This window comes from Parabacteroides gordonii MS-1 = DSM 23371 (assembly GCF_000969825.1).
In the GTDB taxonomy this organism is placed as follows: Bacteria; Bacteroidota; Bacteroidia; order Bacteroidales; family Tannerellaceae; genus Parabacteroides; species Parabacteroides gordonii.
The window spans coordinates 1,227,461-1,251,923 of sequence record NZ_KQ033919.1; the positions used below are offsets into that span (position 1 = coordinate 1,227,461).

Sequence of the window (24,463 nt, forward strand, 5' to 3'; positions counted from 1 at the left end):
AAATAGTTTCAACCTTTTATATTAACAAACTGTTTTAACATAAAAAGTATCATTTGTCGGGTTATGAAAAAAGTTCTATCCATATTAACACTGCTCATTTTGATCTTTGCAGGTCAGAAGGTTGCGTTTAATGCTGATAGCGAAAGCATAGTCCTGCAATGTAACCAGACCGACGATGAAAATGCTTCTTCCCTGAACAAGGAGCTTAAGAAGTTTGAATTAAGTAAAAATCCTCTCGAGTCTTTCGATATAACTGCCCGTACGAAACCGGCTTCCGACAATTACGAACGTCTTTTCAAGTTGTCGAACAGTAACAAGGAGTTTTTCTTCCTGAAACTGAAAAGGCAAGCTACGCAATATAAAATATCAGAGACATTATCTACTATTCAAACCATAAACTACTCCTCGCTCCGTAAATGTGGAAACCAGTGGATCTACGTTCTGCGGAAACTCGTTATTTGATATTATAGATAAAATGATTGTAATCGTCAGGTTATACCTTTAGAGGTATAGCCCGGATGCACATTCTCTTATTTGTGCACTTAAACCATTATTTTCTGTTTTTATCTTCAATATAATATCAAAATTATGAAAACAAATAATTCAATTATATCAAAAACATCCAACGGCGTTTCGGCCGGTATTGTTATTATCGTTTGCTTTATCCTGGCCGTATGCTTCTTTCATTTTGTGCTGGGTAATCCATCCAACTTTATGGATAATAATCCTGACAACCATCCGCTTCCAGGCAATTATGCAGGTACGATTTATAAAGGCGGCTATATCGTTCCGGTCGTTATCACACTGTTACTGACCGTTATTACATTGAGTGTGGAACGTTTCATCGCAATCAGCCGTTCCAAAGGGAAAAAGGGGTTGATGGGATTTGTCCGGACAATCAAAAAAGATCTGGAAGAAGGTAACCTGGAAGCTGCCAAAACAGCTTGCAAAGAGCAACAAGGTTCAGTAGCCAACGTCGTTAACGCCGCCCTGACCCGCTATGCAGATGTCGAACAAAGACCGGATCAGACGAAGGAACAAAAGATGGTCATTATCCAGAAAGAGATCGAAGAAAGTACTGCGTTGGAGCTGCCCACGATGGAGCAGAACCTTCCGGTTATCGCAACAATCTCTACATTAGGTACTTTGTTCGGGTTGCTGGGTACCGTATTAGGTATGATCCGTTCGTTCGCCGCCTTGGCCAATGCAGGAGCACCCGACTCTGTTGCGCTGTCGACCGGTATATCGGAAGCGCTGGTTAATACGGCCTTAGGTATCGCAACCGGTGCTATGGCCATCATCTCATACAACTATTTCACCAGTAAAATAGATAATATCACCTACGCTATTGATGAGATCGGTTTCTCTATCGTACAGACATTCGCCGCTAAACACTGAAGCATATGCCGAAGATCATAGTAAAACGCAAGAGTACATTCATTGACATGACGGCAATGAGTGACGTGACAGTGTTGCTGCTTACTTTCTTTATGCTGACATCTACCTTTATTCAGAAAGAACCGGTTATGGTAACTACCCCGGCTTCTGTTTCCGAAATCAAGATACCGGAAACAAATATTCTTTCAATCCTGGTAGACCCGGACGGGAAAGTATTTATGAGCCTGGATAAACAGGAAGACAAGGCGAATGTGCTGAAGATGCTGGGTAAAGATTATGGTATCGACTTTACCGACAAGGAAATATACAACTTCAGCCTGCTCCCTTCTTTCGGTGTTCCTATCCAGAACATGCAGGAGTTTCTGAACCTGCCGGGTTCCGAACAAGATCGTTTAATACAGAACTACGGAATCCCGGCCGACAGCACCAACAACCAGTTTAAAGCGTGGGTTCAACATGCCCGCGAAGTAAACCGCGACCTGGTGATTGCCATTAAAGCCGATCAGCAGACTCCTTATCCGAAGATCAAGAACATTATGAACACATTGCAGGACTTGAGGGAGAACAGGTATAACCTGATCACCACACTCAAAAACGTTCCTGACAATGCCTAAACAACTAACGTTATGGCAGAAGTAAATACAGATAAAGGTAAAGGCGACGGCAAGAAAGGCAAGCAGAAAAAGGTGAATATCCGTGTGGACTTTACTCCGATGGTGGATATGAACATGTTGCTGATTACTTTCTTTATGCTCTGTACTTCGCTCAGCAAGCCGCAGACGATGGAGATCAGCATGCCGTCGAAAGACCATGTAACGGAAGCCGAACAGACGAAGGTAAAAGCATCCAAAGCGATCACCCTCATATTGGGTGAAGACAGCAAGGTGTATTACTATTTCGGCGAACCGGATTACGAGCATGTCGAATCATTGCAGACAACCGACTTCTCTCCCACCGGATTACGCAACATCCTATTGGAACGTAACTCCGATGCCGTGCAGAAGATCACGGAACTGAAAGTGAAAAAGCTGAATAAAGAGATTTCCGAAGATGAGTTTAAAAAGCAGGCCACGGAAATAAAAGGCGGCAAGGATGCGCCGGTCGTACTGATCAAGGCTACCGACGATGCTTCCTACAAAGACCTGGTGGATGCACTCGATGAAATGCAGATCTGCAACATAGGCAAGTATGCGATTGTCGACATCACCGACGGAGATAAGTTTCTGGTTGATAATCTAAAAAGCGGGGGTGAACTATCCAAGGAGATCGCCCAGGCGAATAAAAAATGACGATCATGATTAATATTAATAATATAAATCTGAACTCACCGGAATGGACTGATTTGATCTTTAAGGGAAAGAACAAAGAATACGGAGCTTATGAGTTACGTAAGAATTCTTCCCGCAGGCATATACGTGCCCTGATCATCGTTGCTGTCGGGGCTGCCCTGGTAATGATCATTCCGGTTCTAATCAAATCCGTCATTCCGCAGCATACCAAAGAACAGGTGCTGGAAGTGACTACGCTTTCCAACCTGCAAATGGAAACGAAGGTGCCGGAAGAAAATCAAATCCGTACGATCGAGGCTCCGCCGCCCCCTGTATTGAAAAGTACGATCAAGTTTACACCGCCTGTCATCAAAGCGGACAAGGATGTAAGGGACGAGGAGGAGATCAAGACACAGGAAGAACTGACTACGTCCAAGCTGTCTATTTCAGTGGCGGATGTCAAGGGTTCGGATAGTGCGGATGCTATCGACATTGCCGATCTGAAAGATAATAAGGAAGTGATCGAGGAGGAAACGACTCCTTACATTGCTGTCGAACAGATGCCGCAATTCCCCGGTGGAAATGAAGCTTTGTTGAAGTTTATCAGTACTCACCTGAAATACCCGGTAATTGCAGCAGAAAACGGGGTTCAGGGAACTGTAACGCTTCGCTTTGTGGTCAGTCCGACAGGTGAAGTCACTAAGGTAGAAGTATTGAGGCAACTGGATCCTTCTTGCGACAAAGAGGCTATACGGGTAATTAAGTCTCTTCCGCAATGGGTTCCGGGAAAGCAGAATGGTAAACCTGTACCGGTCTACTTCACGGTTCCGGTACGCTTCAGATTACAATAATATGGAGGTAAAGTGTATAAATAGTAGGATTGTTTGGGGTATATCCATGATTGTGATATACCTCGGCATGTCCTTTCTGCTGGCTTCCTGCAACAGTAGGAAAACCAATTCACCGGACGATACGCCTACGAGCGGTGTAATTGCAATCGCTTCGGATGGTTGCTTTGCCCCGATCATTGAGGAAGAGATTGCTGTGTTTGAAAGTCTTTACAAGGAAGCGGGTATTGTTCCTTTCTTCTCCGGTGAGACCGAAACGATCAACCGCCTGCTGCATGACAGTACACGGTTGGCAATCACTTCACGTCCGCTAACCCGCGAAGAGACTGAATACATGAACGCCAAAAAGCTATTCCCTAAGAGTATCAATATTGCAACTGACGCAATAGCTTTAATCGTCAACAAACAAAATACGGACTCTCTGATCGGTATTCCTTCCATAAAAGAGATACTGACCGGAAAGGTGAAGGATTGGAAAGAGCTTTCCGGTAATAATAAATCAGGAAAGATAGAAGTAGTATTCGATAATCCGAATTCGGGGATTGTCCGTTATGCGATCGATTCAATCTGTGGCGGTGAACCGTTTGCCGGAAATCTTCATGCTATGGAAGGTAACCGGCAGGTTATGAATTATGTCGCCCAGTCACCCGGTGCCCTGGGCATTATCGGAGTGAACTGGATCAGTAATCCGCTTGACTCAACCTGTATGAGCTTTGCTGACAACATAAAAGTAATGGCGGTCAGCCGTTATAAAAATGCAACGGCAACGAATAGTTTCAAACCTTATCAGGCGTACATTGCCTTAAAGGAGTATCCGATGACAAGATCCGTTTACCTGATCTTATCAGAACCGCGCATGGGACTGGCTTCCGGCTTTACTACCTTTATCACCAGCGACCGGGGACAACGGATCATTCTCAAATCCGGCATCCTCCCCGCTACACAGCCTGTCCGGTTAGTGAATGTAAGAGATCAATTATAAACCCTATAAACATCTACAATCATGATAAAGAATTTATATATACTCGCTTTAAGCCTGATAGCCATAGCTATCCACGCTGATAACCAACAAGGTATTGCTTACTACAAAGCAGGTGAGCCGACCATCGCAAGCCAGCTTTTCAACAAACAGCTAAACGCTTCCCCTGCCGAACAAGCCGAAGCGTTCTATTATCTGGGAGAAATAGCCTTTGATGCCGGTAAAACGTCAGATGCACTTGCCTACTATCAAAAAGGGTGGAGTGCTTCTTCCGACTACGCTTATAATAAAGTAGGCGAAGGTAAAGTATTACTTAAAACGGATAAGCCGGCCGCCCAAAAAGCGTTTGATACGGCAATCAAAATAAATAAAAAGGACGTACCGGTTTATGTAGCCATCGCTAAAGCGTATTCCACCAACGGGATGAAACCGGAAGCTCAGAATGCGCTCGATAATGCAAAGAAGTATAACATCAACGATCCGGCCATTTACCTGTATGAAGGCGACCTGTTGATCAGTCAAGATAAACCGGGGGACGCGGCCGGCCGATATGAACAGGCGATCCATTTCGACCCTTCCTGTAAAGAGGCTTATCTCAAATATGCAAATGTCTATCAGGGTGTTCAGCCTGCATTATCGATAGAAATGCTTCAGAAAGTCATTACCAATTATCCCGACTATCTCCCTGCTTACAATCAACTCGGCAATATCTATTCATTGCAGGGTGCATATTCCAAGGCAGTAGCAGCCTATAAAACGTATATGGTGGGTGGTCTCTACTCTATCGACAACCTGATCCATTACGCCTCTGCCCTCTTCTTCAACAAGCAATATGCGGAAGCCGCCAAAGTCATTAACGAAGGCCAGGCTATCGATCCAGACAACTTCCTGCTGAAACGTCTGAGCATCTATAATAGCTATGAGACAAATGCATACGAGAAAGGACTCGAAGAAATCAACACCTTCTTCAATGATCCAGATGCCAAATATATATGGCAGGATTATCTATACTACGGCCGCTTACTCAACAAAGCCCGGCAATATGATAAAGCGGCAGAGGCATTACAGAAAGTGATTAAAGAAAATCCGTCCCATACGGAAGTGTATAAAGACTTGGCAGAGGTGTACAGTAACAGTGAAAACGATTCGGATGCCATCAACGCCTATACATTATATATAGAGTCACTTGGCAAGGAATCCGAAGCAGCCGATTATTACCAACTGGGTAAATACTATTATTCTGCTGCAGCCAAAGATAGCCTGGCGGCTACCGGTTACCTGACAAAAGCAGATAGTTTGTTCGCCATCGTAAAAGAACGTGTACCGGATAGCCATTTAGGAAGTTTATGGCAGGCACGTACACAGTCCCAACTGGATCCGGAAACAGAACAAGGGTTGGCTAAACCCTACTATGAGACGTGTATTCCTATCCTGGAAAATAATAAAGACAAATATCGCAATGAATTAACGGAATGTTATCGCTATCTGGGTTATTACTACTACCTTAAGCAGGATATGGATAGTTCAAAATTATATTGGAATAAGATCCTTTCAATAGATCCTGCCAATGCGACGGCACAGGAAGCTTTGAAGAATATCAAATAAATAGATCTCGAACTCATGCAAATAAAAACGGCCGACATAAATATGCCAGCCGTTTTTATTATATATAAGTTACAGATATTATTCTGCAGCTTTTTCTTCTGTTGTTTCTGCAACAGGTGCTTCAGCAACCGGAGCAGTTTCAGCAGCTGTAGATTTCTTACGAGAACGTCTTGTTTTCGTAGCTTTCTTAGCTGTTGTATCTTTCAACATGTTTTCGTTATAGTCAACTAATTCAATGAAGCACATTGCAGCGTTGTCACCTAAACGGTTACCAGTCTTGATGATTCTGGTATAACCACCCGGACGATCACCGATCTTCTGAGCTACTTCCTTGAAAAGTTCTGTTACAGCATTTTTATCCTGTAATGTACTGAATACGATACGTCTTGAGTGAGTTGTATCCTCTTTGCACTTTGTGATCAGAGGTTCAACAAACTTACGAAGCGCTTTCGCTTTTGCTGTTGTCGTAAAGATTCTCTTATGCTTGATCAAAGAAGAAGCCATATTAGACAGCATTGCTTCACGGTGAGTATTCGTACGACCTAAATGATTGAATTTTTTATTATGTCTCATCGCTTTACTTACTCTTTATCTAATTTATATTTCGTGATATCCATACCGAATGAAAGGTTCAAGCTTTCAAGCAGTTCATCAAGTTCAGTGAGCGACTTCTTACCGAAGTTACGGAATTTCAACAAATCATTTTTGTTGAACTTAACCAGTTCACCTAATGTTTCAACATCTGCGGCTTTCAAGCAATTCAATGCACGAACGGAAAGATCCATATCTGCTAACTTGCTCTTAAGCAACTGGCGCATGTGAAGTACTTCTTCATCGAATTCTTCATTGCCGTCAGTATCAACTGTCTCGATCGCAATCTTTTCATCTGAAAACAACATAAAATGGTGAATCAGAATCTTAGCAGCTTCTTTCAACGCTTCCTTCGGATGAATAGAACCATCTGTGGCTATTTCAAGAACCAACTTTTCGTAGTCCGTCTTTTGCTCAACACGGAAGTTCTCGATCGAATATTTAACGTTGCGTATAGGAGTGTAAATAGAGTCGATAGCAATAACGTGAACGTCTGCGTTCGGATCTCTGTTTTCGTCAGCGGGTACATATCCGCGTCCTTTATTTATCGTTAATTCAATCTGGAAACTAGCGTTCGGATCCAAACGGCAAATAACCAGGTCAGGATTCAATACTTCGAATCCGGTCAGCTGTTTACCTATATCACCGGCTTTGAACACTTCCGAACCCGAAACAGTAATACTTACTTTTTCATTCTCTATGTCGTCTACAATATGCTTGAACCGTACCTGTTTCAAGTTCAAGATAATGTTTGTTACATCTTCAATAACACCGGGGATTGTTCCAAATTCATGGTCAACACCTTCGATCTTAATGGATGTAATAGCAAAACCTTCAAGCGACGACAGGAGAATACGACGCAGAGCATTACCTATAGTAATACCATAGCCGGGTTCCAACGGACGAAATTCAAACTTTCCGAAGAAATTGTCCGCTTCCAACATTAATACTTTATCGGGTTTTTGAAATGCTAATATCGCCATGGAAATCAATTATTATTTAGAATACAATTCTACGATCAACTGCTCTTTAATGTTTTCAGGAATGTCAGTTCTTTCCGGCAGATGCAGTAATTTTCCGCTTAAAGAAGACTGATCCCACTCAATCCAAGGATATTTGCTGTGGTTGAATCCTGACAATGCATCAGCAATCACTTCCAGAGACTTGGATTTTTCTCTAACACCAACGATCTGACCGGGTTTCAAAGAGTAAGAAGGAATATTTACAACCTTACCATCTACAGTAATGTGACGGTGAGAAACCAACTGACGAGCAGCAGCTCTTGTAGGAGCCATACCCAGACGGTATACTACATTGTCCAGACGGCCTTCCAGCAACTGAAGCAGAACTTCACCGGTAATACCTTTTGAACGCTGTGCTTTTTCAAACAGGTTTCTAAATTGTTTTTCCAATACACCATAAGTGTATTTCGCTTTTTGCTTCTCGCGAAGCTGAATTCCGTACTCAGAAGTTTTTCTCTTTCTGGCGTTTCCATGTTGTCCGGGAGGATAATTCTTTTTAGAAAGAACTTTATCCGGTCCGAATATGGCTTCACCAAACTTACGGGCAATTCTTGTTTTTGGTCCAGTATATCTTGCCATTTTTTTATTGTTTTAATTTTTCTGTCTGAATCTGGAACCGTGCAGCCGCGATTACAGAGAGGATAAGGTCTTTATGCAATCTATTCACAATTCCGGATTCAATGTTCAAGAAACTATAGTTAATTATACTCTTCTCTTTTTCGGAGGACGACAACCATTGTGAGGCAGTGGAGTAACGTCAACGATCTCTGTTACTTCAATTCCAGCACCGTGGATAGTTCTGATAGCAGACTCACGTCCGTTACCCGGTCCTTTTACGAATACTTTTACTTTTCTCAAACCAAGATCATAAGCTACCTTAGCACAATCTTGTGCTGCCATCTGAGCGGCATACGGAGTGTTCTTTTTAGAACTTCTGAATCCCATCTTACCTGCAGAAGACCAACTAATAACTTGACCTTCGCTATTGGCAAGAGACACAATAATGTTATTAAAAGAAGAATGAATATGAGCTTGACCGTAAGCGTCAACTTTTACGTTTCTCTTCTTTGCTGCGACTGTTTTTTTTGCCATATCAACTCTTATTATTTAGTAGCTTTTTTCTTATTTGCAACAGTTTTCTTCTTACCCTTACGAGTACGAGCATTGTTTTTTGTGCTCTGGCCTCTCAATGGCAAGCCAATACGGTGACGAACACCTCTGTAACATCCGATATCCATCAGACGTTTAATGTTAAGCTGAACTTCTGAACGAAGATCACCTTCTACCTTGTACTCAGCGCCAATGACTTCACGTACTTTTGCAGCCTGGTCATCAGTCCAGTCTTTTACTTTGATATCACGATCAACGCCTGCTTTCTCTAAAATAGATTTTGAAGCACTCCGACCGATACCGTAGATATAAGTCAAAGCGATTTCTCCTCTTTTATTTTGTGGCAAGTCTACACCAACTATTCTTATAGCCATATTACTTACTAATAATTATTTTGCAAAAATAATAAATTATCCCTGACGTTGTTTATACTTAGGATTTTTCTTGTTAATTACGTATAAGCGTCCCTTTCTTCTTACAATTTTACATTCCGGGGTACGCTTCTTTAAAGATGCTCTTACTTTCATATCTAGTTATTTTTATTTATATCTAAAAGCAATTCTACCTTTCGATAAATCATACGGAGACATTTCAACTCTTACCTTATCACCAGGAAGGATTTTAATGTAATGCATACGCATCTTTCCTGAAATGTGAGCAGTAAGCTCATGCCCGTTCTCTAATTCTACACGAAACATTGCGTTTGACAATGCTTCAATAATTACTCCATCTTGTTCAATAGCTGCTTGTTTAGCCATATAAATCAAATTAAATTGCGTTACTTCCTAGGACTTCTTCTAAAAACTTAAATGAAGACAAGATTTGTGGTCCATCAGGTCTGATAGCGATACAGTGTTCAAAGTGAGCAGAGCATTTTCTATCTTTGGTCCGTACGGTCCAACCATCTTTTTCAAAAACTACATTTTTGCTTCCCATATTGATCATAGGTTCAATGCAGATGCACATTCCACTACGCAATAAAGGTCCGCAACCATATCTGCCATAATTCGGGACTTCCGGTTCTTCATGCATTTTACGACCGATACCGTGTCCTACCAGCTCTCTGACTACAGAATAACCGTTCGACTCACAATACTTTTGTACAGCATGACTGATATCCCCTATGCGTTTTCCTTCCACAGCTTGCTCGATACCCAGGTAAAGAGATTCTTTTGTTGTCTTCAACAATTTCTTTACTTCCGGTGCGACTTCACCTACACAAAATGTATAAGCAGAATCTCCGACAAAACCGTTCAATATCGTTCCGCAGTCAACTGATATGACATCACCTTCCTGAAGAATTGTATTCGAGGAAGGAATACCATGTACTACATGTTCATTTACAGAAGCACATATTGAATTAGGAAAACCACCATACCCCAAAAAGGCAGGAACTGCTCCATTATCTCTAATGAATTCTTCAGCAATCTTATCGAGTTGAAGAGTTGTTACTCCGGGAGCGATGTGCTTTGCCAACTCTCCCAGTGTCTTACCAACCAATTGATTGGCAGCACGCATCAACTCGATTTCTTCATCTGTCTTTAAATAGATCATTCTATTAATAAGCGGCTACAGAGCCTGAACGTCCTTTAATTCTTCCTGACTTCAACAAACCGTCATAATGACGCATCAACAAATGACTTTCAACTTGCTGCAATGTATCTAACACTACACCAACCAAAATCAACAAAGATGTTCCTCCAAAGAACTGAGAGAACTCCATACTCACACCAGCGATTCTTGCAAAAGCAGGCATAATAGCTACTAATGCCAGGAAGAATGCACCCGGAAGAGTAATACGGTCCATGATTGTATCCAGATAGTCTTTGGTACTTTTTCCTGGCTTAACACCCGGAATAAATCCATTGTTTCTCTTCAAATCATCAGCCATCTGCGTCGGATTGATCGTGATAGCTGTATAGAAATAAGTAAAGAGGATAATCAATACCGCAAAAACGAAGTTATACCAGAAACCGGTATTATCCATAAATGCAGCCCAAAAACCACTCTGATCACCTGTGCTAGAGAATCCTACAATAGAAATAGGTATAAACATGATTGCCTGAGCAAAGATGATAGGCATTACGTTGGCAGCATTCACCTTCAGAGGGATATACTGTCTTGCACCGCCATACTGTTTGTTACCTATAATTCTTTTTGCATACTGTACGGGTACTTTACGAGTTCCCTGAACCAATAAAATAGCACCGGCAATAACAAGTAAAAGGAACAGCATTTCAAACAAGAACATAACCAGACCACCAGTTTTTTCACTTGTTCTTGAAATAAATTCCTGGAACAATGAATGCGGCAGACGGGCTATGATACCAATCAAAATGATAAATGAAATACCATTTCCAACACCTTTATCTGTAATTCTTTCACCTAGCCATAAGATAAACATACTTCCTGCAGCCAGAATAATAGTAGAAGAAACTGTAAACCAGATACCCGGAGGTAAAGCTGCACCGGCTGCCTTCAACTGAACACTTAAGTTCACAAGGTATGTCGGTCCCTGGAATAACAGGATAGCTACTGTCAGGTAGCGAGTCCATTGGTTGATCTTTCTACGACCACTTTCCCCTTCTCTCTGTAATTTCTGGAAAGAAGGAACTGCAATGGCTAACAACTGCATAACAATTGAAGCGGAGATATAAGGCATAATACCCAATGCAAAAATAGAAGCATTGGAAAATGCACCACCTGAAAACATATCCAACAGTGCAAGCAATCCGCCTCTTGTCTGCGCCTGTAAAGCGGTTAACGCTTGAGGATCAATACCAGGAAGTACTACATACGTTCCGAAGCGATATATAGCCACCAATAAAAGAGTGGTGAGGATCCGATTTCTCAGATCCTCAATCTTCCAGATATTTTTTATTGTTTCAACTGCTCTCATGACTTAGAGTTTAACAACAGTTCCACCTGCGGCTTGGATAGCTGCTTCTGCACTCTTAGAGAAAGCGTGAGCTTCAACTTCTAACTTAACAGTCAGGCTACCATTACCAAGAATTTTAACCATTTGAGATGTAGAAATAAAACCAGCTTCGATCAATTCGTTTACACCAATCTTAGTTAAGTTCTGAGCTTCAGCCATTAACTGTAATGTTGCGAGATTGATAGCTTTATATTCTACACGGTTAATATTCTTGAAACCAAATTTAGGCAAACGTCTCTGAATAGGCATCTGACCACCTTCAAATCCGATCTTTTTTGAATAACCAGATCTTGACTTTGCTCCTTTATGACCTCTTGTTGAAGTTCCACCTAATCCTGAACCCGGACCACGGCCGATTCTTTTTCTGGTCTTAGTAGAACCTTCAGCAGGTTTTAAATTTGATAAATTCATATCGTATAATTTATTTTTTCAACCAATTATTAATTCTCTACCGAAACCAAATGTTTCACTTTCTCAACCATACCCAGGATAGCCGGAGTAGCTTCATGTTCTACTACGCGGTTCAACTTTGTCAGACCCAGTGCATCAAGTGTTCTTTTCTGGTCTTTCGGGCATTTAATTCTACTCTTAACTTGTTTAATTTTAATAGTCGCCATAATTTTTCCTCCCTAATTAACCTCTAAACACTTTTTCAACAGAAATACCTCTGTTCTGAGCAACAGTGAACGGATTTCTTAATTCACCCAAAGCAGCAATAGTAGCTTTTACTAAGTTGTGAGGGTTTGAAGATCCTTTAGACTTTGCCAAAACGTCAGTAATACCAACACTTTCCAATACTGCACGCATAGCACCACCAGCTTTAACACCGGTACCGTGAGATGCAGGCTTGATCAAAACTTGTGCACCACCGAATTTTGCAAGCTGTTCGTGAGGAATAGTACCTTTGTGAACAGGAACCTTGATCAAATTCTTTTTAGCAGCTTCTACACCTTTAGCGATAGCTGTCGTTACTTCACCTGCTTTACCTAAGCCCCAACCGATGATACCATCTTCGTTTCCTACTACTACAATAGCAGCAAAACTAAAAGTACGTCCACCTTTTGTTACTTTAGTTACGCGGTTGATTGCAACTAATCTGTCCTTCAACTCTAAGTCGTTGGTCGATTTAACTCTATTATTAACTCCTGCCATCTTCATTAAAATTTAAGGCCGCCGTTACGTGCAGCATCTGCTAATTCTTTAATTCTTCCGTGATACAGGTAACCATTACGGTCGAAAACAACAGCCTGAACACCAGCTTCCTGAGCACCTTTAGCGATCAGTTCACCAACCTTGGCAGCGATTTCTTTCTTGGGAGCCTTAACATCTAATTTCAAAGATGAAGCAGCAGCCAAAGTTTTACCTGTAGTATCATCTATAACCTGTGCATAGATCTGCTTGTTGCTTCTAAACACAGTAAGGCGCGGGCATTCAGGAGTTCCTGAAACTTTGCCACGTATACCTCGTTTTATTTTTAATCTTCTTTCTTCCTTCGTTGTCATGATAATTTCAGTTTACGTAGATTACTTACCTGCTGATTTACCAGACTTTCTGCGAATTTCTTCACCCACGAACTTAATACCTTTACCTTTATACGGTTCCGGCATTCTGAATGAACGAATCTTTGCACAAATCTGACCTATTAATTGCTTATCAGCTGATTCAAGGATAATAAGAGGATTCTTATTTCTCTCAGTCTTCGTTTCAACTTTCACTTCTTTAGGCAACTGCAAGTAAATGTTGTGAGTATAACCTAAAGAAAGATCCAACAGCTGGCCTGTGTTAGACACACGATAACCAACACCGACTAATTCCAGTTCCTTTTTGTATCCTTCAGATACACCGATCACCATATTGTTGATCAAAGAACGGTACAAACCATGTAATGCACGATGGTTCTTTTCGTCTGTCGGTCTTGTTAAATGAATAACTCCGTCTTCCAAAGTTACATTTATGTCAGGATTTACGGCCTGAGTCATCTCGCCTTTAGGACCTTTTACAGTCACCACGCTATCCTTAATCGTAACCGTTACACCGGCTGGTACATGAATTGGTAATTTTCCTATTCTTGACATTCTTCTTTCCTCCTAATTAATAAACATAACATAATACTTCACCACCGATCTTTAAATCGCGGGCTTCTTTGTCTGTCATCACACCCTTAGAAGTAGAAAGAACGGCAATACCTAAACCATTCAATACTCTCGGCATTTCTTTGTAACCAGTGTATTTACGCAAACCTGGAGTAGAAACTCTCTGAAGTTTCTTGATTGCATTCACTTTGTTTACCAAGTCATACTTCAGGGCAATCTTGATTGTACCCTGAGGACCTTCTTCTACAAACTTAAAGTTAAGAATGTAGCCCTTTTCGAAAAGGATCTTAGTGATCTCTTTCTTTAAATTTGACGCCGGCACTTCTACAACTCTGTGCTTCGCTTTAATTGCGTTACGCAATCTTGTCAAATAATCTGCAATAGGATCTGTCATATATAAATGAATTAAATTGATCCGGCCACCCGGACAATATTTAAATAAAAAAACTTACCAACTTGCTTTCTTTACACCCGGTATTAAACCATTGGATGCCATTTCACGGAACTGAATACGTGAAATGCCGAACTGGCGTACATACCCTTTCGGACGACCTGTAATTTTGCAACGATTGTGCAAACGTACAGGAGAAGCATTTTTAGGTAAAGACTGCAAAGCGTCATAGTTGCCTTCTGCTTTAAGTTGTGCTCTCTTAGCAGCATATTTTTCAACAAGCTTTGCTCTTTTAACCTCGCGGGCCTTCATTGATTCCTTAGCCATAACTACTTAGTCTTTTTTTGCATTTTTAAAAGGCAACCCAAATTCTCTCAATAGAGCATACCCTTCCTCATCTGTTTTCGCAGAGGTCACAAAGGTAATATTCATTCCCAATATTTTGGTAATATTATCGATATTTATTTCAGGGAAAATGATCTGTTCCTGAATACCCATCGTATAATTACCTCTTCCATCCAGCTTACTTTCAATACCTTTGAAGTCACGAATACGAGGAAGGGCTACACGAACTAATCTTTCCAGGAATTCGTACATCTGCTCGCGACGCAATGTTACCATTACACCGATAGGCATTTTCTTACGTAATTTGAAGTTAGAGATATCCTTTTTAGAAACTGTCGCAACGGCCTTCTGACCAGTGATTGTTGACAATTCGCTGATTGCGATATCGATGATCTTCTTGTCAGCAGCAGCCATACCTAAACCCTGATTGATAACAATCTTCTTCAGTACGGGAACCTGCATTACTGATTTATAACCGAACTCTTTAGTCAAAGCAGGAACAATTCTGTCCTGATATTCTTTTTTAAGACTGGCAGTATTGCTCATTACTTAATTTCCTCCCCTGATTTTTTAGAATAACGAACTAAAGCACCTTCTGCATTTTCTTTACGGCCGATACGTGTCGGTTTTCCTGATTTAGGATCAACAACGTTCAGGTTAGAAAGATGGATAGGAGCTTCTTTCTTTTCAATTCCTCCTTGCGGATTCTTTGCATTAGGCTTGGTATGCTTTGATACCATATTAACACCTTCAACAATAGCACGGTTCTCGCTTACGAGCACCTGTAAAACACGACCTGTTTTACCCTTGTCTTCGCCGGTATTAACAAAAACTATATCGCCTTTTTTGATATGTAATTTACTCATTACCTTAAATTTTACGAATTAAAGTACTTCAGGTGCAAGTGAAACAATCTTCATATTTGTTGCACGAAGTTCTCTGGCAACCGGACCGAAGATACGGCTTCCACGAATATCACCACCGGCATTCAACAATACGCAAGCGTTATCATCGAAACGGATGTATGAACCATCCGGGCGACGGATTTCTTTTTTAGTGCGAACAATGATAGCTTTAGAAACAGCACCCTTCTTCACATCACTTGACGGGATTACACTTTTAATTGCAACTACAATTACATCCCCAACAGTGGCATAGCGTTTTCTTGTTCCGCCCAAAACGCGGATACATAATGCTTCTTTTGCGCCACTGTTATCTGCTACTACTAGTCTTGATTCTTGTTGTATCATGTTACTTAGCTCTTTCGATTATTTGAACTAATCTCCATCTCTTTGTTTTGCTCAAAGGACGAGTTTCCATAATTTTTACGGTGTCACCGATGTTGCACTCGTTCTTTTCGTCGTGAGCATGATATTTCTTCGTCTTATTAACGAACTTACCATAAATGGGGTGTTTTTCCTTCCATTTAATAGCAACAGTGATGCTTTTTTCCATCTTGTTGCTAGTAACCACGCCCGTTCTTTCTTTTCTTAAATTTCTAGTTTCCATCAGGCTCAATTATTTGTTGTTAAGTTCTCTCTGGCGCAATTCTGTTCTCATGCGCGCAATCATCCTGCGTTGTTGTTTAATCTGAGCAGGGTTGTCTGTCGGAGAGATAGTGTGGTTTATTACCTTCTGATCGTAGGCAGCAACCTCAGCATCTACTCTTTCAAGCAATTCTTTTGTGCTTAATTCTCTAATTTCTGCAATCTTCATAACAATTACGCATTTTGATTAGCCATATCATAATCACGTCTCACAACAAATTTCGTTGTTACAGGAAGCTTCTGTGCCGCTAAGCGCAATGCTTCTTTTGCAACATCAAAGGGAACGCCTTCGATTTCGAAAATAAGACGACCTGGAGTAACAGGCGCAACAAATCCTTCGGGATTACCTTTACCTTTACCCATACGTACTTCGGCCGGTTTCTTTGTAATAGGTTTATCCGGAAAAATCCGAACCCAAACCTGACCTTGACGTTGCATATAACGAGTTACCGCGATACGGGCAGCTTCAATCTGGCGACCGGTAATCCATTTATTCTCTAACGCTTTTATACCAAACGAACCGAACGCCAGCTGGTTGCCACGTTGAGCTTCGCCCTTCATGCGACCTTTCTGCTGTCTTCTGAACTTGGTTTTCTTTGGTTGTAACATCTCTTCTTAATTCTAACGTTTAACGATTAGCTTTCTTTCTCTTGAAGTTTTTATCTCCTCTGTTGTTGCCGCCGGCATTGTCATTTCTGCGACCTGAATCTTTTGATGCAGTGAATGAAGGAGCAAGATCTCTCTTACCATAAACTTCACCACGGCAGATCCAAACCTTAACACCCAGCAAACCAACTTTCGTCAACGCTTCAGCCAAAGCGTAATCGATATCTGCTCTCAGTGTGTGTAACGGAGTTCTTCCTTCTTTGTACATTTCAGAACGAGCCATTTCAGCGCCGTTCAAACGACCAGATACTTGCACTTTAATACCTTCTGCACCCATTCTCATGGTAGAGGCGATAGCCATCTTGATAGCACGACGGTAAGCAATTTTTCCTTCAAGCTGACGAGCAATATTGTTTGCTACAATAACTGCGTCTAATTCGGGTCTTTTTACCTCAAAGATGTTGATCTGAACTTCTTTGTCGGTAATCTTTTTCAACTCTTCTTTCAACTTATCAACTTCCTGACCACCTTTACCGATGATAATGCCCGGACGTGATGTGCAAACTGTGATTGTGATCAACTTAAGCGTACGTTCAATAACGATACGAGATACACTAGCTTTAGCAAGACGAGCATTCAGATATTTACGGATTTTGCTATCTTCCAGCAAAGTATCTCCGTAATTTTTGCCGCCATACCAATTGGAATCCCATCCACGGATAATTCCTAAACGATTACTAACCGGATTAACTTTTTGTCCCATCTACAATTAATTTTGACTATCGTTTTTACTAAGTGTATCAACAAACAAGGTTACATGGTTCGAACGTTTACGAATTCTGTATCCTCTACCCTGGGGAGCCGGACGCATTCTCTTCAATGTAGTAGCACAATCTACGCTGATTGAAGAAACAAACAACTCACCAGTTTCTGCTTTACGTTCATTTTTCTGCTCCCAATTGGCAATTGCTGAACGAAGCAATTTTTCTACTCTTGCTGCAGCTTCCTTGTTAGAAAACTTCAAAACACCAAGCGCACGGAATACTTCCATTCCACGGATCATGTCTACAACGAGACGCATCTTACGCGGAGAAGTAGGTACGTTACGCAACTTTGCGAAGTACATGGTCTTTTGGGCTTCTTTTCTTGCTTCAGCTGATATTCTTTTTCTAGCACCCATTTTTATTGATTCTTTTTATTTTCAGATTCCTGAATTCCTGTTACTACCGATAATTATTTTTTCTTGTTACCGGCGTGACCACGGAACGTACGAGTTGGTGAAAATTCTCCCAACTTGTGACCTACCATATTTTCGGTTACAAAAACAGGAATAAATTTATTTCCATTGTGAACTGCAATAGTATGGCCTACAAAGTCAGGCGAAATCATTGAAGCTCTTGCCCATGTCTTAACTACGGCTTTCTTTCCTGACTCATTCATAGCCAAGACTTTCTTTTCCAGCTTAATGTTAATATACGGGCCTTTTTTTAGTGAACGACTCATAGTTTACTTAATTAATCAGATTATTTCTTTCTTCTTTCAATAATATACTTTGAAGAATGCTTCTTCGGAGCTCTTGTCTTCAAGCCCTTAGCATACAAGCCTGTACGAGATCTTGGATGACCTCCGGAAGCACGACCTTCACCACCACCCATTGGGTGATCAACCGGGTTCATTACAACACCACGGTTGTGAGGACGACGACCTAACCATCTAGAGCGACCGGCTTTACCTGATTTTTCAAGACCATGGTCTGAGTTACCTACACTACCAATTGTAGCCTTACATGCAGCAAGAATCTTTCTGGTTTCGCCAGAAGGCATCTTAATAATTGCATAAGCGCCTTCTTTAGAAGTCAACTGAGCGAATGCACCTGCAGAACGTACCATTTTGGCACCCTGTCCAGGACGAAGCTCAATATTGTGAATAATTGTACCAACGGGAATATTTGCCATAGGCAAAGTATTACCTACCTCAGGAGCGGCATCGCTACCTGAAACCACTGTCTGGCCAACTTCCAATCCGTTCGGAGCGATGATATAGCTCTTTGCTCCGTCAGCATAATACAATAAAGCGATACGAGAAGTACGGTTTGGATCGTACTCGATAGACTTTACTGTTGCAGGAATGCCATCTTTATTTCTCTTGAAGTCGATAATTCTGTACTTTTGTTTGTGACCGCCACCAAGATAACGCATTGTCATCTTACCTGTGTTGTTACGACCACCAGTACTGCTCTTACCTACCACAAGAGACTTCTCTGGTGTACTTGCAGTGATTTTATCAAATGCACCAATAACTTTGTGTCTCTGCCCCGGTGTTGTGGGCTTTAATTTACGTATTCCCATTTCTTTTTTTAGATATTACTAAAGAAATCAATTGTTTCTCCTTCTTTCAACGTTACGATTGCTTTCTTAAAAGCTGCCTGTTTACCATTGATAATACCTGATTTTGTATAACGGCTTTTCTGCTTGCCAGAGTAGTTGATGGTGTTAACATCAACTACGGTTACGTTATACATATCCTGTACAGCTTTTTTGATCTCCAACTTGTTGGCATCAGGAGAAACACGAAAACCATAGCGATTAGCCATTTTTTCAGTAATCGCTGTTTGCTTCTCTGTTACTATAGGTTTAATAATAATTCCCATTTCTTTACTCCTTATGCGTTAAAAAGTTTTTCTATAACAGCAACAGAACTTTCAGTCAGCATTAAATTCGCTGCATCAAGAACTTTGTATGTGTTTAATTCATAAGCTGTTATAACATTTGTCTTTCCTAAATTACGAGCCGACAAATATACAAAATTATTCTTCTCCGGTAAAACCATAAGTAACTTTTTATCAGCCACTTTCAGGTTTTTAGCAATTGTTATTAATTCTTTAGTTTTCGGAGCTTCCATAGCGAAATCTTCTACAACTACAATTGCATTATTAGTTGCTTTATAAGTCAATGCAGACTTACGAGCCAGACCTTTTACCTTCTTGTTCAGCTTGAACTCATAATCTCTCGGTTTCGGGCCGAATACACGAGCACCACCAACCAATACAGGAGAGTTGATATCACCACGACGTGCACCACCTCCACCTTTCTGGCGGATCAGTTTACGAGTACTACCAGAGATCTCACTTCTTTCTTTCGATTTGTGAGTACCCTGACGCTGGTTTGCCAAATACTGCTTTACATCCAAGTAAATAGCATGATCATTGGGTTCAATGCCGAAGATAGCATCGCTCAAAGTTACCTTTCTTCCGGTATCTTCACCTTTAATATTAAATACGCTCAGTTCCATTACTTTTCAATTAATACGATTGAACCTTTTGCTCCTGGAACAGATCCTTTAACCAATAAAAGATTGTGTTCCGGCATCACCTTGATCACTTCGAGGTTCTGAACAGTTACACGTTCATTACCCATCTGTCCAGCCATACGCATGCCCTTAAATACCTTTGCAGGGTAAGAACAAGCACCGATACCACCGGGAGCACGCAAACGGTTATGCTGACCGTGAGTAGTCTGACCTACACCACCGAAACCATGACGTTTTACTACACCCTGGAAACCTTTACCTTTTGATGTACCAACTACATCAACGAAACCTGCATTTTCCAGATAATCTACAGTGATAACATCACCCAGATTGTATGCAGTTTCAAAATTCTTGAACTCGGCCAAGTATCTCTTGGGAGTTACACCGGCTTTCTTGAAATGGCCCATTTCCGGCTGTGTAGTGTGTTTCTCTTTTTTGTCTTCGAAACCAATCTGCACTGCTTCATAGCCATCTTTCTCGATAGTCTTGATTTGTGTAACAACACAAGGACCCACTTCGATAACAGTGCATGGAAGATTTTTTCCCTCGGCACTGAAAACGGATGTCATTCCGATTTTTTTTCCTAATAATCCTGGCATTTCACTTAATTTTTAAATAACTCACACTTTAATTTCTACTTCAACACCGCTGGGCAATTCCAGCTTCATCAATGCGTCAACTGTTTTTGCAGTTGAGCTGTAAATGTCTATCAATCTTTTGTAAGATGACAGTTCGAACTGCTCGCGAGACTTCTTGTTAACGAAAGTCGAGCGGTTCACAGTAAAGATACGTTTGTGTGTAGGCAGAGGTATAGGACCACTAACAACAGCACCTGTAGCCTTTACCGTCTTCACGATCTTCTCGGCAGACTTGTCTACCAGAGAATAATCGTAAGACTTTAATTTAATTCTGATCTTTTGGCTCATATTGTTATATATGTTTCTAAATTATTTGATCAAATCAGCACGACCCTGTACTTCTGTCAGTACCTGCTTAGCAATAGAAGAAGATACCTGAGCATAGTGAGAGAACTGCATTGAAGACGTTGCACGACCTGAAGTAATAGTACGAAGTGCTGTTACATAACCAAATGTTTCAGCCAAAGGAACTTTAGCTTTTACAACACGTGCACCTGTACGGCTTGATTCCATACCTTCTACCTGTCCGCGACGTTTGTTCAAGTCACCAATTACATCACCCATGCTTTCTTCCGGAGTAACAACTTCCATCTGCATGATCGGCTCCATCAAAGCAGGACCCGCCTTTTCTGATGCGCTCTTGAATGCCTGGATACCTGCGATTTCGAAAGACAACTGGTCAGAGTCAACCGGGTGGAATGAACCATCGATCAATGTTACTTTCAGTTTATCCAACGGATAACCGGCAAGGATACCGTTCTTCATAGCCTTTTCGAAACCTTTCTGTACTGAAGGGATAAACTCCTTAGGAATGTTACCACCCTTTACTTCGTCGATAAACTGCAGTGTACCTTCGAAATCAGCATCAGCCGGTTCAACGCGAACGATGATATCAGCGAACTTACCACGACCACCAGACTGTTTCTTGTAAACTTCACGAAGTTCAACAGATTTGGTAATAGCTTCCTTGTAAGTAACCTGAGGTTTACCCTGGTTACATTCAACCTTGAATTCGCGACGCAGACGGTCAACGATAATATCCAGGTGAAGCTCACCCATACCGCTAATTACAGTCTGACCTGTTTCTTCGTTAGTCTGTACACGGAATGTAGGATCTTCTTCAGCCAGCTTAGCCAATCCCATACCCAGTTTATCCAGGTCTTTCTGAGTTTTAGGCTCTACTGCGATACCGATAACCGGATCCGGGAATTCCATAGATTCCAGTGTAATCGGATGTGCTTCGTCGCAAAGAGTATCACCAGTACGGATATCCTTGAAACCAACACCTGCACCGATATCACCACAACCGATAGCTTCCATCGGGTTCTGTTTGTTTGAGTGCATCTGGAACAGACGAGAGATACGTTCTTTCTTGCCTGAACGAGTGTTATAAACATAAGAACCAGCAGGCAGAGAACCTGAATATACACGGAAGAAGCACAGACGGCCTACATACGGGTCGGTTGCGATCTTAAATGCCAGTGCAGTCAACGGTTCTTCGAACAACGGTTTGCGAACGATTACTTTATCAGAGTCGTTAGGATCTGTACCTTCGATAGCTTCTGTATCAGCAGGACTCGGCAGATATGCACAAACTGCATTCAACAAAGTCTGAACACCTTTATTCTTGAAAGAAGAACCACAGATCATCGGATTGATCTGCATAGCGATAGTACCTTTACGGATAGCAGCTCTGATTTCTTCTTCAGTGATAGTAGAAGGATCGTCAAAGTATTTTTCCATCAAAGCGTCATCGCATTCAGCCAGAGATTCAAGCATCTTGTCTCTCCACTCTTCAGCTTCAGCTTTCAGGTCTGCGGGTATTTCTTCAATTGAATATTCAGCACCCATTGTTTCGTCATGCCAAAGAATAGCTTTCATTGTTACCAGGTCTACTACACCTTTGAAAGTTTCTTCTGCACCGATAGGGATCTGAATAGGACAAGGGTTTGCGCCTAATACAGCCTTCACCTGACGAACTACTTCAAAGAAGTTTGCGCCGGAACGGTCCATTTTGTTTACATAACCAATTCTGGGTACATTATATTTGTCAGCCTGACGCCAAACTGTTTCTGACTGGGGTTCTACACCACCAACAGCACAGAATGCAGCAACGGCACCATCCAAGATACGCAGTGAACGTTCTACTTCAACAGTAAAGTCCACGTGTCCCGGGGTGTCAATCAAGTTGATTTTATATTTATCATTAGCGTAATTCCAGAAAGTAGTAGTAGCGGCAGAAGTGATAGTGATACCACGTTCCTGCTCCTGCTCCATCCAGTCCATAGTTGCAGCACCGTCGTGAACCTCACCAATCTTGTGAGTCAGACCTGTGTAGAAAAGGATACGCTCTGAAGTCGTAGTCTTTCCTGCATCGATGTGCGCCATGATACCGATGTTTCTGGTATATTTTAATTGTTCGTCAGCTTTTGTTGCCATCTTTTTTTATTCTCCTAAATTTGCTAAATTAAAATCTGAAGTGAGCGAATGCACGGTTAGCTTCAGCCATACGATGCATATCTTCTTTTCTTTTGAATGCGCCACCCTGGTTGTTGAAAGCATCTACAATCTCTGCAGACAGCTTGTCAGACATAGTCTTACCACCTCTCTTACGTGAGAAGATAATAAGGTTCTTCATAGAAATTGATTCTTTACGATCGGGGCGAATTTCAGTAGGTACCTGGAAAGTAGCACCACCTACACGGCGTGACTTCACTTCGACTTGAGGGGTAATATTGTCGAGTGCAGCTTTCCAAATTTCGAGAGCAGACTTTTCTTCGTTAGGCAATTTAGCCTTAACGTTTTCCAGAGCGGAATAGAAAATTTCGAAGGCAGTATTTTTCTTGCCATCATACATTAAATGGTTAACGAATCTCGTAACCTTAACATCACCGAAAACAGGATCCGGAAGGATCTGTCTTTTCTTTGGTTTTGCTTTTCTCATTTTGTTTTCAAAAATTTCGTTTTTGTCTTTGGTTGCCTTTTTAAACTTTGTCTTCAACGGTTCCGCTGAACCATTTACTCAACCTTGTAGCCTATCCAAATACTCAAACCAGCTTTAATACTTAATTTAAATTCTCAGTTTGAAGGGATGTAACTAATTACTTCTTCTTTCCTTTAGCTGCAGCAGCTGCCTGTCCTGGTTTCGGACGTTTAGCTCCGTATTTAGAACGTCTCTGAGTACGTCCGTTTACGCCAGCAGTATCCAAGGTTCCACGTACAATGTGATAACGTACACCAGGAAGGTCCTTCACACGACCACCACGTACCAATACGATTGAGTGTTCCTGCAGGTTGTGTCCTTCTCCCGGAATGTAAGAGTTTACTTCTTTACCATTTGTCAAACGAACTCTCGCTACTTTACGCATTGCAGAGTTAGGCTTTTTCGGGGTTGTAGTGTAAACACGTACACAAACACCACGTCTCTGAGGACATGAATCCAGTGCAGGTGATTTACCTTTTACCACCAAAGTTTCCCTTCCTTTTCTAACTAATTGCTGAATTGTAGGCATTTCTTTTCTTTTTTAAACTTTGAATGTGTTATAATTATATTTATATCTTTTCTATTTCAGGCTGCAAAGATACGCATTATTTCCGTATAACCAACGAGTTATAAGCATTTTCTGCATAATTCGCGCTAAAAACGGTGCAAAGTTACGCAATAGTTCCCGTTTGTTTCTGCTATGCAACATGCGAATTCATACTATTTATTATTATTTAACACGAAGCCCCGCCAGTTTGAAACCAACGGGGCTTGTCTTGTGTCTGCTTTCTC

The 24,463-nt window shown here is 41.4% G+C and carries 40 protein-coding genes; 7 read left to right on the forward strand and 33 right to left on the reverse strand.

Annotated elements, in window-relative coordinates; genetic code table 11:
• Positions 1-63 precede the first annotated feature (63 nt).
• The 7 genes from HMPREF1536_RS04980 to HMPREF1536_RS05010 all read left to right on the forward strand — a co-directional run bounded on the left by HMPREF1536_RS04980 (position 64) and on the right by HMPREF1536_RS05010 (position 6,098).
• Positions 64-462, forward strand: a complete 399-nt coding sequence (locus tag HMPREF1536_RS04980) for a hypothetical protein (protein WP_028730680.1) — start codon at positions 64-66, stop codon at positions 460-462.
• A gap of 126 nt (positions 463-588) precedes the next feature.
• Entirely contained in the window at positions 589-1,398 is an 810-nt protein-coding gene (locus HMPREF1536_RS04985; protein WP_044193834.1) for a MotA/TolQ/ExbB proton channel family protein, read from the forward strand.
• Positions 1,399-1,403: 5 nt separating this feature from the next.
• Positions 1,404-2,012, forward strand: a complete 609-nt coding sequence (locus HMPREF1536_RS04990) for an ExbD/TolR family protein (RefSeq protein ID WP_028730678.1) — start codon at positions 1,404-1,406, stop codon at positions 2,010-2,012.
• 12 nt (positions 2,013-2,024) lie between these two features.
• Positions 2,025-2,687, forward strand: coding sequence for an ExbD/TolR family protein (locus HMPREF1536_RS04995; RefSeq protein ID WP_028730677.1), 663 nt, complete (start codon positions 2,025-2,027; stop codon positions 2,685-2,687).
• A gap of 5 nt (positions 2,688-2,692) precedes the next feature.
• Positions 2,693-3,517: an energy transducer TonB gene (locus HMPREF1536_RS05000; RefSeq protein ID WP_028730676.1), complete on the forward strand. Its 825-nt coding sequence runs from the start codon at positions 2,693-2,695 to the stop codon at positions 3,515-3,517.
• 46 nt (positions 3,518-3,563) lie between these two features.
• Positions 3,564-4,496, forward strand: a complete 933-nt coding sequence (locus HMPREF1536_RS05005) for a PstS family phosphate ABC transporter substrate-binding protein (RefSeq protein WP_028730675.1) — start codon at positions 3,564-3,566, stop codon at positions 4,494-4,496.
• A gap of 21 nt (positions 4,497-4,517) precedes the next feature.
• Complete coding sequence (locus HMPREF1536_RS05010) at positions 4,518-6,098, forward strand: tetratricopeptide repeat protein (RefSeq protein WP_028730674.1); 1,581 nt, start codon at positions 4,518-4,520, stop codon at positions 6,096-6,098.
• Between the two features lie 78 nt (positions 6,099-6,176).
• Here HMPREF1536_RS05010 and rplQ read toward each other — a convergent pair whose 3' ends face one another.
• The 33 genes from rplQ to rpsL form a co-directional block, all read right to left on the reverse strand.
• On the reverse strand, positions 6,177-6,671 hold the full coding sequence (rplQ, locus tag HMPREF1536_RS05015) for a 50S ribosomal protein L17 (RefSeq protein WP_028730673.1): 495 nt from the start codon (positions 6,669-6,671) through the stop codon (positions 6,177-6,179).
• Positions 6,672-6,679: 8 nt separating this feature from the next.
• Entirely contained in the window at positions 6,680-7,672 is a 993-nt protein-coding gene (locus HMPREF1536_RS05020) for a DNA-directed RNA polymerase subunit alpha (protein WP_028730672.1), read from the reverse strand.
• 12 nt (positions 7,673-7,684) lie between these two features.
• Positions 7,685-8,290 carry a 30S ribosomal protein S4 gene (gene rpsD, locus HMPREF1536_RS05025; protein WP_028730671.1) on the reverse strand — a complete coding sequence of 202 codons (606 nt, stop codon included), beginning with the start codon at positions 8,288-8,290 and terminating at the stop codon, positions 7,685-7,687.
• A gap of 123 nt (positions 8,291-8,413) precedes the next feature.
• Complete coding sequence (rpsK, locus tag HMPREF1536_RS05030) at positions 8,414-8,803, reverse strand: 30S ribosomal protein S11 (protein WP_005634781.1); 390 nt, start codon at positions 8,801-8,803, stop codon at positions 8,414-8,416.
• Between the two features lie 11 nt (positions 8,804-8,814).
• Positions 8,815-9,195 (reverse strand): 30S ribosomal protein S13, encoded by a 381-nt coding sequence (rpsM, locus tag HMPREF1536_RS05035; protein WP_009859527.1) that lies wholly within the window; start codon positions 9,193-9,195, stop codon positions 8,815-8,817.
• A 36-nt stretch (positions 9,196-9,231) separates the two neighbouring features.
• Entirely contained in the window at positions 9,232-9,348 is a 117-nt protein-coding gene (ykgO, locus tag HMPREF1536_RS27000) for a type B 50S ribosomal protein L36 (RefSeq protein ID WP_005645768.1), read from the reverse strand.
• A 12-nt stretch (positions 9,349-9,360) separates the two neighbouring features.
• Positions 9,361-9,579, reverse strand: coding sequence for a translation initiation factor IF-1 (gene infA / locus HMPREF1536_RS05040; RefSeq protein ID WP_028730670.1), 219 nt, complete (start codon positions 9,577-9,579; stop codon positions 9,361-9,363).
• A 10-nt stretch (positions 9,580-9,589) separates the two neighbouring features.
• Positions 9,590-10,375 carry a type I methionyl aminopeptidase gene (gene map, locus HMPREF1536_RS05045; RefSeq protein WP_028730669.1) on the reverse strand — a complete coding sequence of 262 codons (786 nt, stop codon included), beginning with the start codon at positions 10,373-10,375 and terminating at the stop codon, positions 9,590-9,592.
• Positions 10,376-10,379: 4 nt separating this feature from the next.
• Entirely contained in the window at positions 10,380-11,720 is a 1,341-nt protein-coding gene (secY, locus tag HMPREF1536_RS05050; RefSeq protein ID WP_028730668.1) for a preprotein translocase subunit SecY, read from the reverse strand.
• Positions 11,721-11,723: 3 nt separating this feature from the next.
• Positions 11,724-12,170: a 50S ribosomal protein L15 gene (gene rplO, locus HMPREF1536_RS05055; protein WP_028730667.1), complete on the reverse strand. Its 447-nt coding sequence runs from the start codon at positions 12,168-12,170 to the stop codon at positions 11,724-11,726.
• A 29-nt stretch (positions 12,171-12,199) separates the two neighbouring features.
• Positions 12,200-12,376, reverse strand: a complete 177-nt coding sequence (rpmD, locus tag HMPREF1536_RS05060; RefSeq protein WP_028730666.1) for a 50S ribosomal protein L30 — start codon at positions 12,374-12,376, stop codon at positions 12,200-12,202.
• A 16-nt stretch (positions 12,377-12,392) separates the two neighbouring features.
• The gene (rpsE, locus tag HMPREF1536_RS05065) at positions 12,393-12,911 is read right to left on the reverse strand and encodes a 30S ribosomal protein S5 (protein WP_028730665.1); all 519 of its coding nucleotides are present in this window, start codon (positions 12,909-12,911) and stop codon (positions 12,393-12,395) included.
• Between the two features lie 5 nt (positions 12,912-12,916).
• Positions 12,917-13,261 carry a 50S ribosomal protein L18 gene (rplR, locus tag HMPREF1536_RS05070; RefSeq protein WP_028730664.1) on the reverse strand — a complete coding sequence of 115 codons (345 nt, stop codon included), beginning with the start codon at positions 13,259-13,261 and terminating at the stop codon, positions 12,917-12,919.
• Between the two features lie 21 nt (positions 13,262-13,282).
• The gene (gene rplF / locus HMPREF1536_RS05075; protein ID WP_028730663.1) at positions 13,283-13,834 is read right to left on the reverse strand and encodes a 50S ribosomal protein L6; all 552 of its coding nucleotides are present in this window, start codon (positions 13,832-13,834) and stop codon (positions 13,283-13,285) included.
• Positions 13,835-13,850: 16 nt separating this feature from the next.
• Entirely contained in the window at positions 13,851-14,246 is a 396-nt protein-coding gene (rpsH, locus tag HMPREF1536_RS05080) for a 30S ribosomal protein S8 (RefSeq protein WP_028730662.1), read from the reverse strand.
• A 54-nt stretch (positions 14,247-14,300) separates the two neighbouring features.
• Positions 14,301-14,570, reverse strand: coding sequence for a 30S ribosomal protein S14 (rpsN, locus tag HMPREF1536_RS05085; protein WP_028730661.1), 270 nt, complete (start codon positions 14,568-14,570; stop codon positions 14,301-14,303).
• A gap of 6 nt (positions 14,571-14,576) precedes the next feature.
• Positions 14,577-15,134 (reverse strand): 50S ribosomal protein L5, encoded by a 558-nt coding sequence (gene rplE, locus HMPREF1536_RS05090; protein ID WP_028730660.1) that lies wholly within the window; start codon positions 15,132-15,134, stop codon positions 14,577-14,579.
• Positions 15,134-15,454 (reverse strand): 50S ribosomal protein L24, encoded by a 321-nt coding sequence (gene rplX / locus HMPREF1536_RS05095; protein ID WP_028730659.1) that lies wholly within the window; start codon positions 15,452-15,454, stop codon positions 15,134-15,136. The genes rplE and rplX overlap by 1 nt, the downstream gene beginning before the upstream one ends.
• An 18-nt stretch (positions 15,455-15,472) precedes the next feature.
• Complete coding sequence (gene rplN, locus HMPREF1536_RS05100) at positions 15,473-15,838, reverse strand: 50S ribosomal protein L14 (protein WP_005634749.1); 366 nt, start codon at positions 15,836-15,838, stop codon at positions 15,473-15,475.
• A gap of 1 nt (position 15,839) precedes the next feature.
• A complete protein-coding gene (gene rpsQ, locus HMPREF1536_RS05105; protein ID WP_028730658.1) occupies positions 15,840-16,097 on the reverse strand; it encodes a 30S ribosomal protein S17 in 258 nt (85 codons plus the stop codon).
• A gap of 9 nt (positions 16,098-16,106) precedes the next feature.
• Positions 16,107-16,304, reverse strand: a complete 198-nt coding sequence (gene rpmC / locus HMPREF1536_RS05110; protein ID WP_009859540.1) for a 50S ribosomal protein L29 — start codon at positions 16,302-16,304, stop codon at positions 16,107-16,109.
• Between the two features lie 5 nt (positions 16,305-16,309).
• Entirely contained in the window at positions 16,310-16,744 is a 435-nt protein-coding gene (gene rplP, locus HMPREF1536_RS05115) for a 50S ribosomal protein L16 (RefSeq protein ID WP_028730657.1), read from the reverse strand.
• 19 nt (positions 16,745-16,763) lie between these two features.
• Positions 16,764-17,504 carry a 30S ribosomal protein S3 gene (gene rpsC, locus HMPREF1536_RS05120; RefSeq protein WP_028730656.1) on the reverse strand — a complete coding sequence of 247 codons (741 nt, stop codon included), beginning with the start codon at positions 17,502-17,504 and terminating at the stop codon, positions 16,764-16,766.
• Between the two features lie 6 nt (positions 17,505-17,510).
• Positions 17,511-17,921: a 50S ribosomal protein L22 gene (gene rplV, locus HMPREF1536_RS05125; protein ID WP_009859542.1), complete on the reverse strand. Its 411-nt coding sequence runs from the start codon at positions 17,919-17,921 to the stop codon at positions 17,511-17,513.
• A gap of 53 nt (positions 17,922-17,974) precedes the next feature.
• A complete protein-coding gene (rpsS, locus tag HMPREF1536_RS05130; protein ID WP_028730655.1) occupies positions 17,975-18,244 on the reverse strand; it encodes a 30S ribosomal protein S19 in 270 nt (89 codons plus the stop codon).
• Between the two features lie 20 nt (positions 18,245-18,264).
• Positions 18,265-19,089: a 50S ribosomal protein L2 gene (gene rplB / locus HMPREF1536_RS05135; protein WP_009859543.1), complete on the reverse strand. Its 825-nt coding sequence runs from the start codon at positions 19,087-19,089 to the stop codon at positions 18,265-18,267.
• 8 nt (positions 19,090-19,097) lie between these two features.
• The gene (gene rplW / locus HMPREF1536_RS05140) at positions 19,098-19,391 is read right to left on the reverse strand and encodes a 50S ribosomal protein L23 (protein WP_009859544.1); all 294 of its coding nucleotides are present in this window, start codon (positions 19,389-19,391) and stop codon (positions 19,098-19,100) included.
• A gap of 11 nt (positions 19,392-19,402) precedes the next feature.
• On the reverse strand, positions 19,403-20,032 hold the full coding sequence (gene rplD, locus HMPREF1536_RS05145; RefSeq protein WP_028730654.1) for a 50S ribosomal protein L4: 630 nt from the start codon (positions 20,030-20,032) through the stop codon (positions 19,403-19,405).
• Positions 20,032-20,649 (reverse strand): 50S ribosomal protein L3, encoded by a 618-nt coding sequence (gene rplC, locus HMPREF1536_RS05150; protein WP_028730653.1) that lies wholly within the window; start codon positions 20,647-20,649, stop codon positions 20,032-20,034. The genes rplD and rplC overlap by 1 nt, the downstream gene beginning before the upstream one ends.
• Positions 20,650-20,670: 21 nt before the next feature.
• Positions 20,671-20,976, reverse strand: coding sequence for a 30S ribosomal protein S10 (gene rpsJ, locus HMPREF1536_RS05155; RefSeq protein WP_005634728.1), 306 nt, complete (start codon positions 20,974-20,976; stop codon positions 20,671-20,673).
• Positions 20,977-20,997: 21 nt separating this feature from the next.
• Entirely contained in the window at positions 20,998-23,127 is a 2,130-nt protein-coding gene (fusA, locus tag HMPREF1536_RS05160) for an elongation factor G (RefSeq protein WP_028730652.1), read from the reverse strand.
• Between the two features lie 28 nt (positions 23,128-23,155).
• Positions 23,156-23,632 carry a 30S ribosomal protein S7 gene (gene rpsG, locus HMPREF1536_RS05165; RefSeq protein WP_028730651.1) on the reverse strand — a complete coding sequence of 159 codons (477 nt, stop codon included), beginning with the start codon at positions 23,630-23,632 and terminating at the stop codon, positions 23,156-23,158.
• 157 nt (positions 23,633-23,789) lie between these two features.
• Positions 23,790-24,200: a 30S ribosomal protein S12 gene (gene rpsL / locus HMPREF1536_RS05170; protein WP_028730650.1), complete on the reverse strand. Its 411-nt coding sequence runs from the start codon at positions 24,198-24,200 to the stop codon at positions 23,790-23,792.
• Positions 24,201-24,463 lie beyond the last annotated feature (263 nt).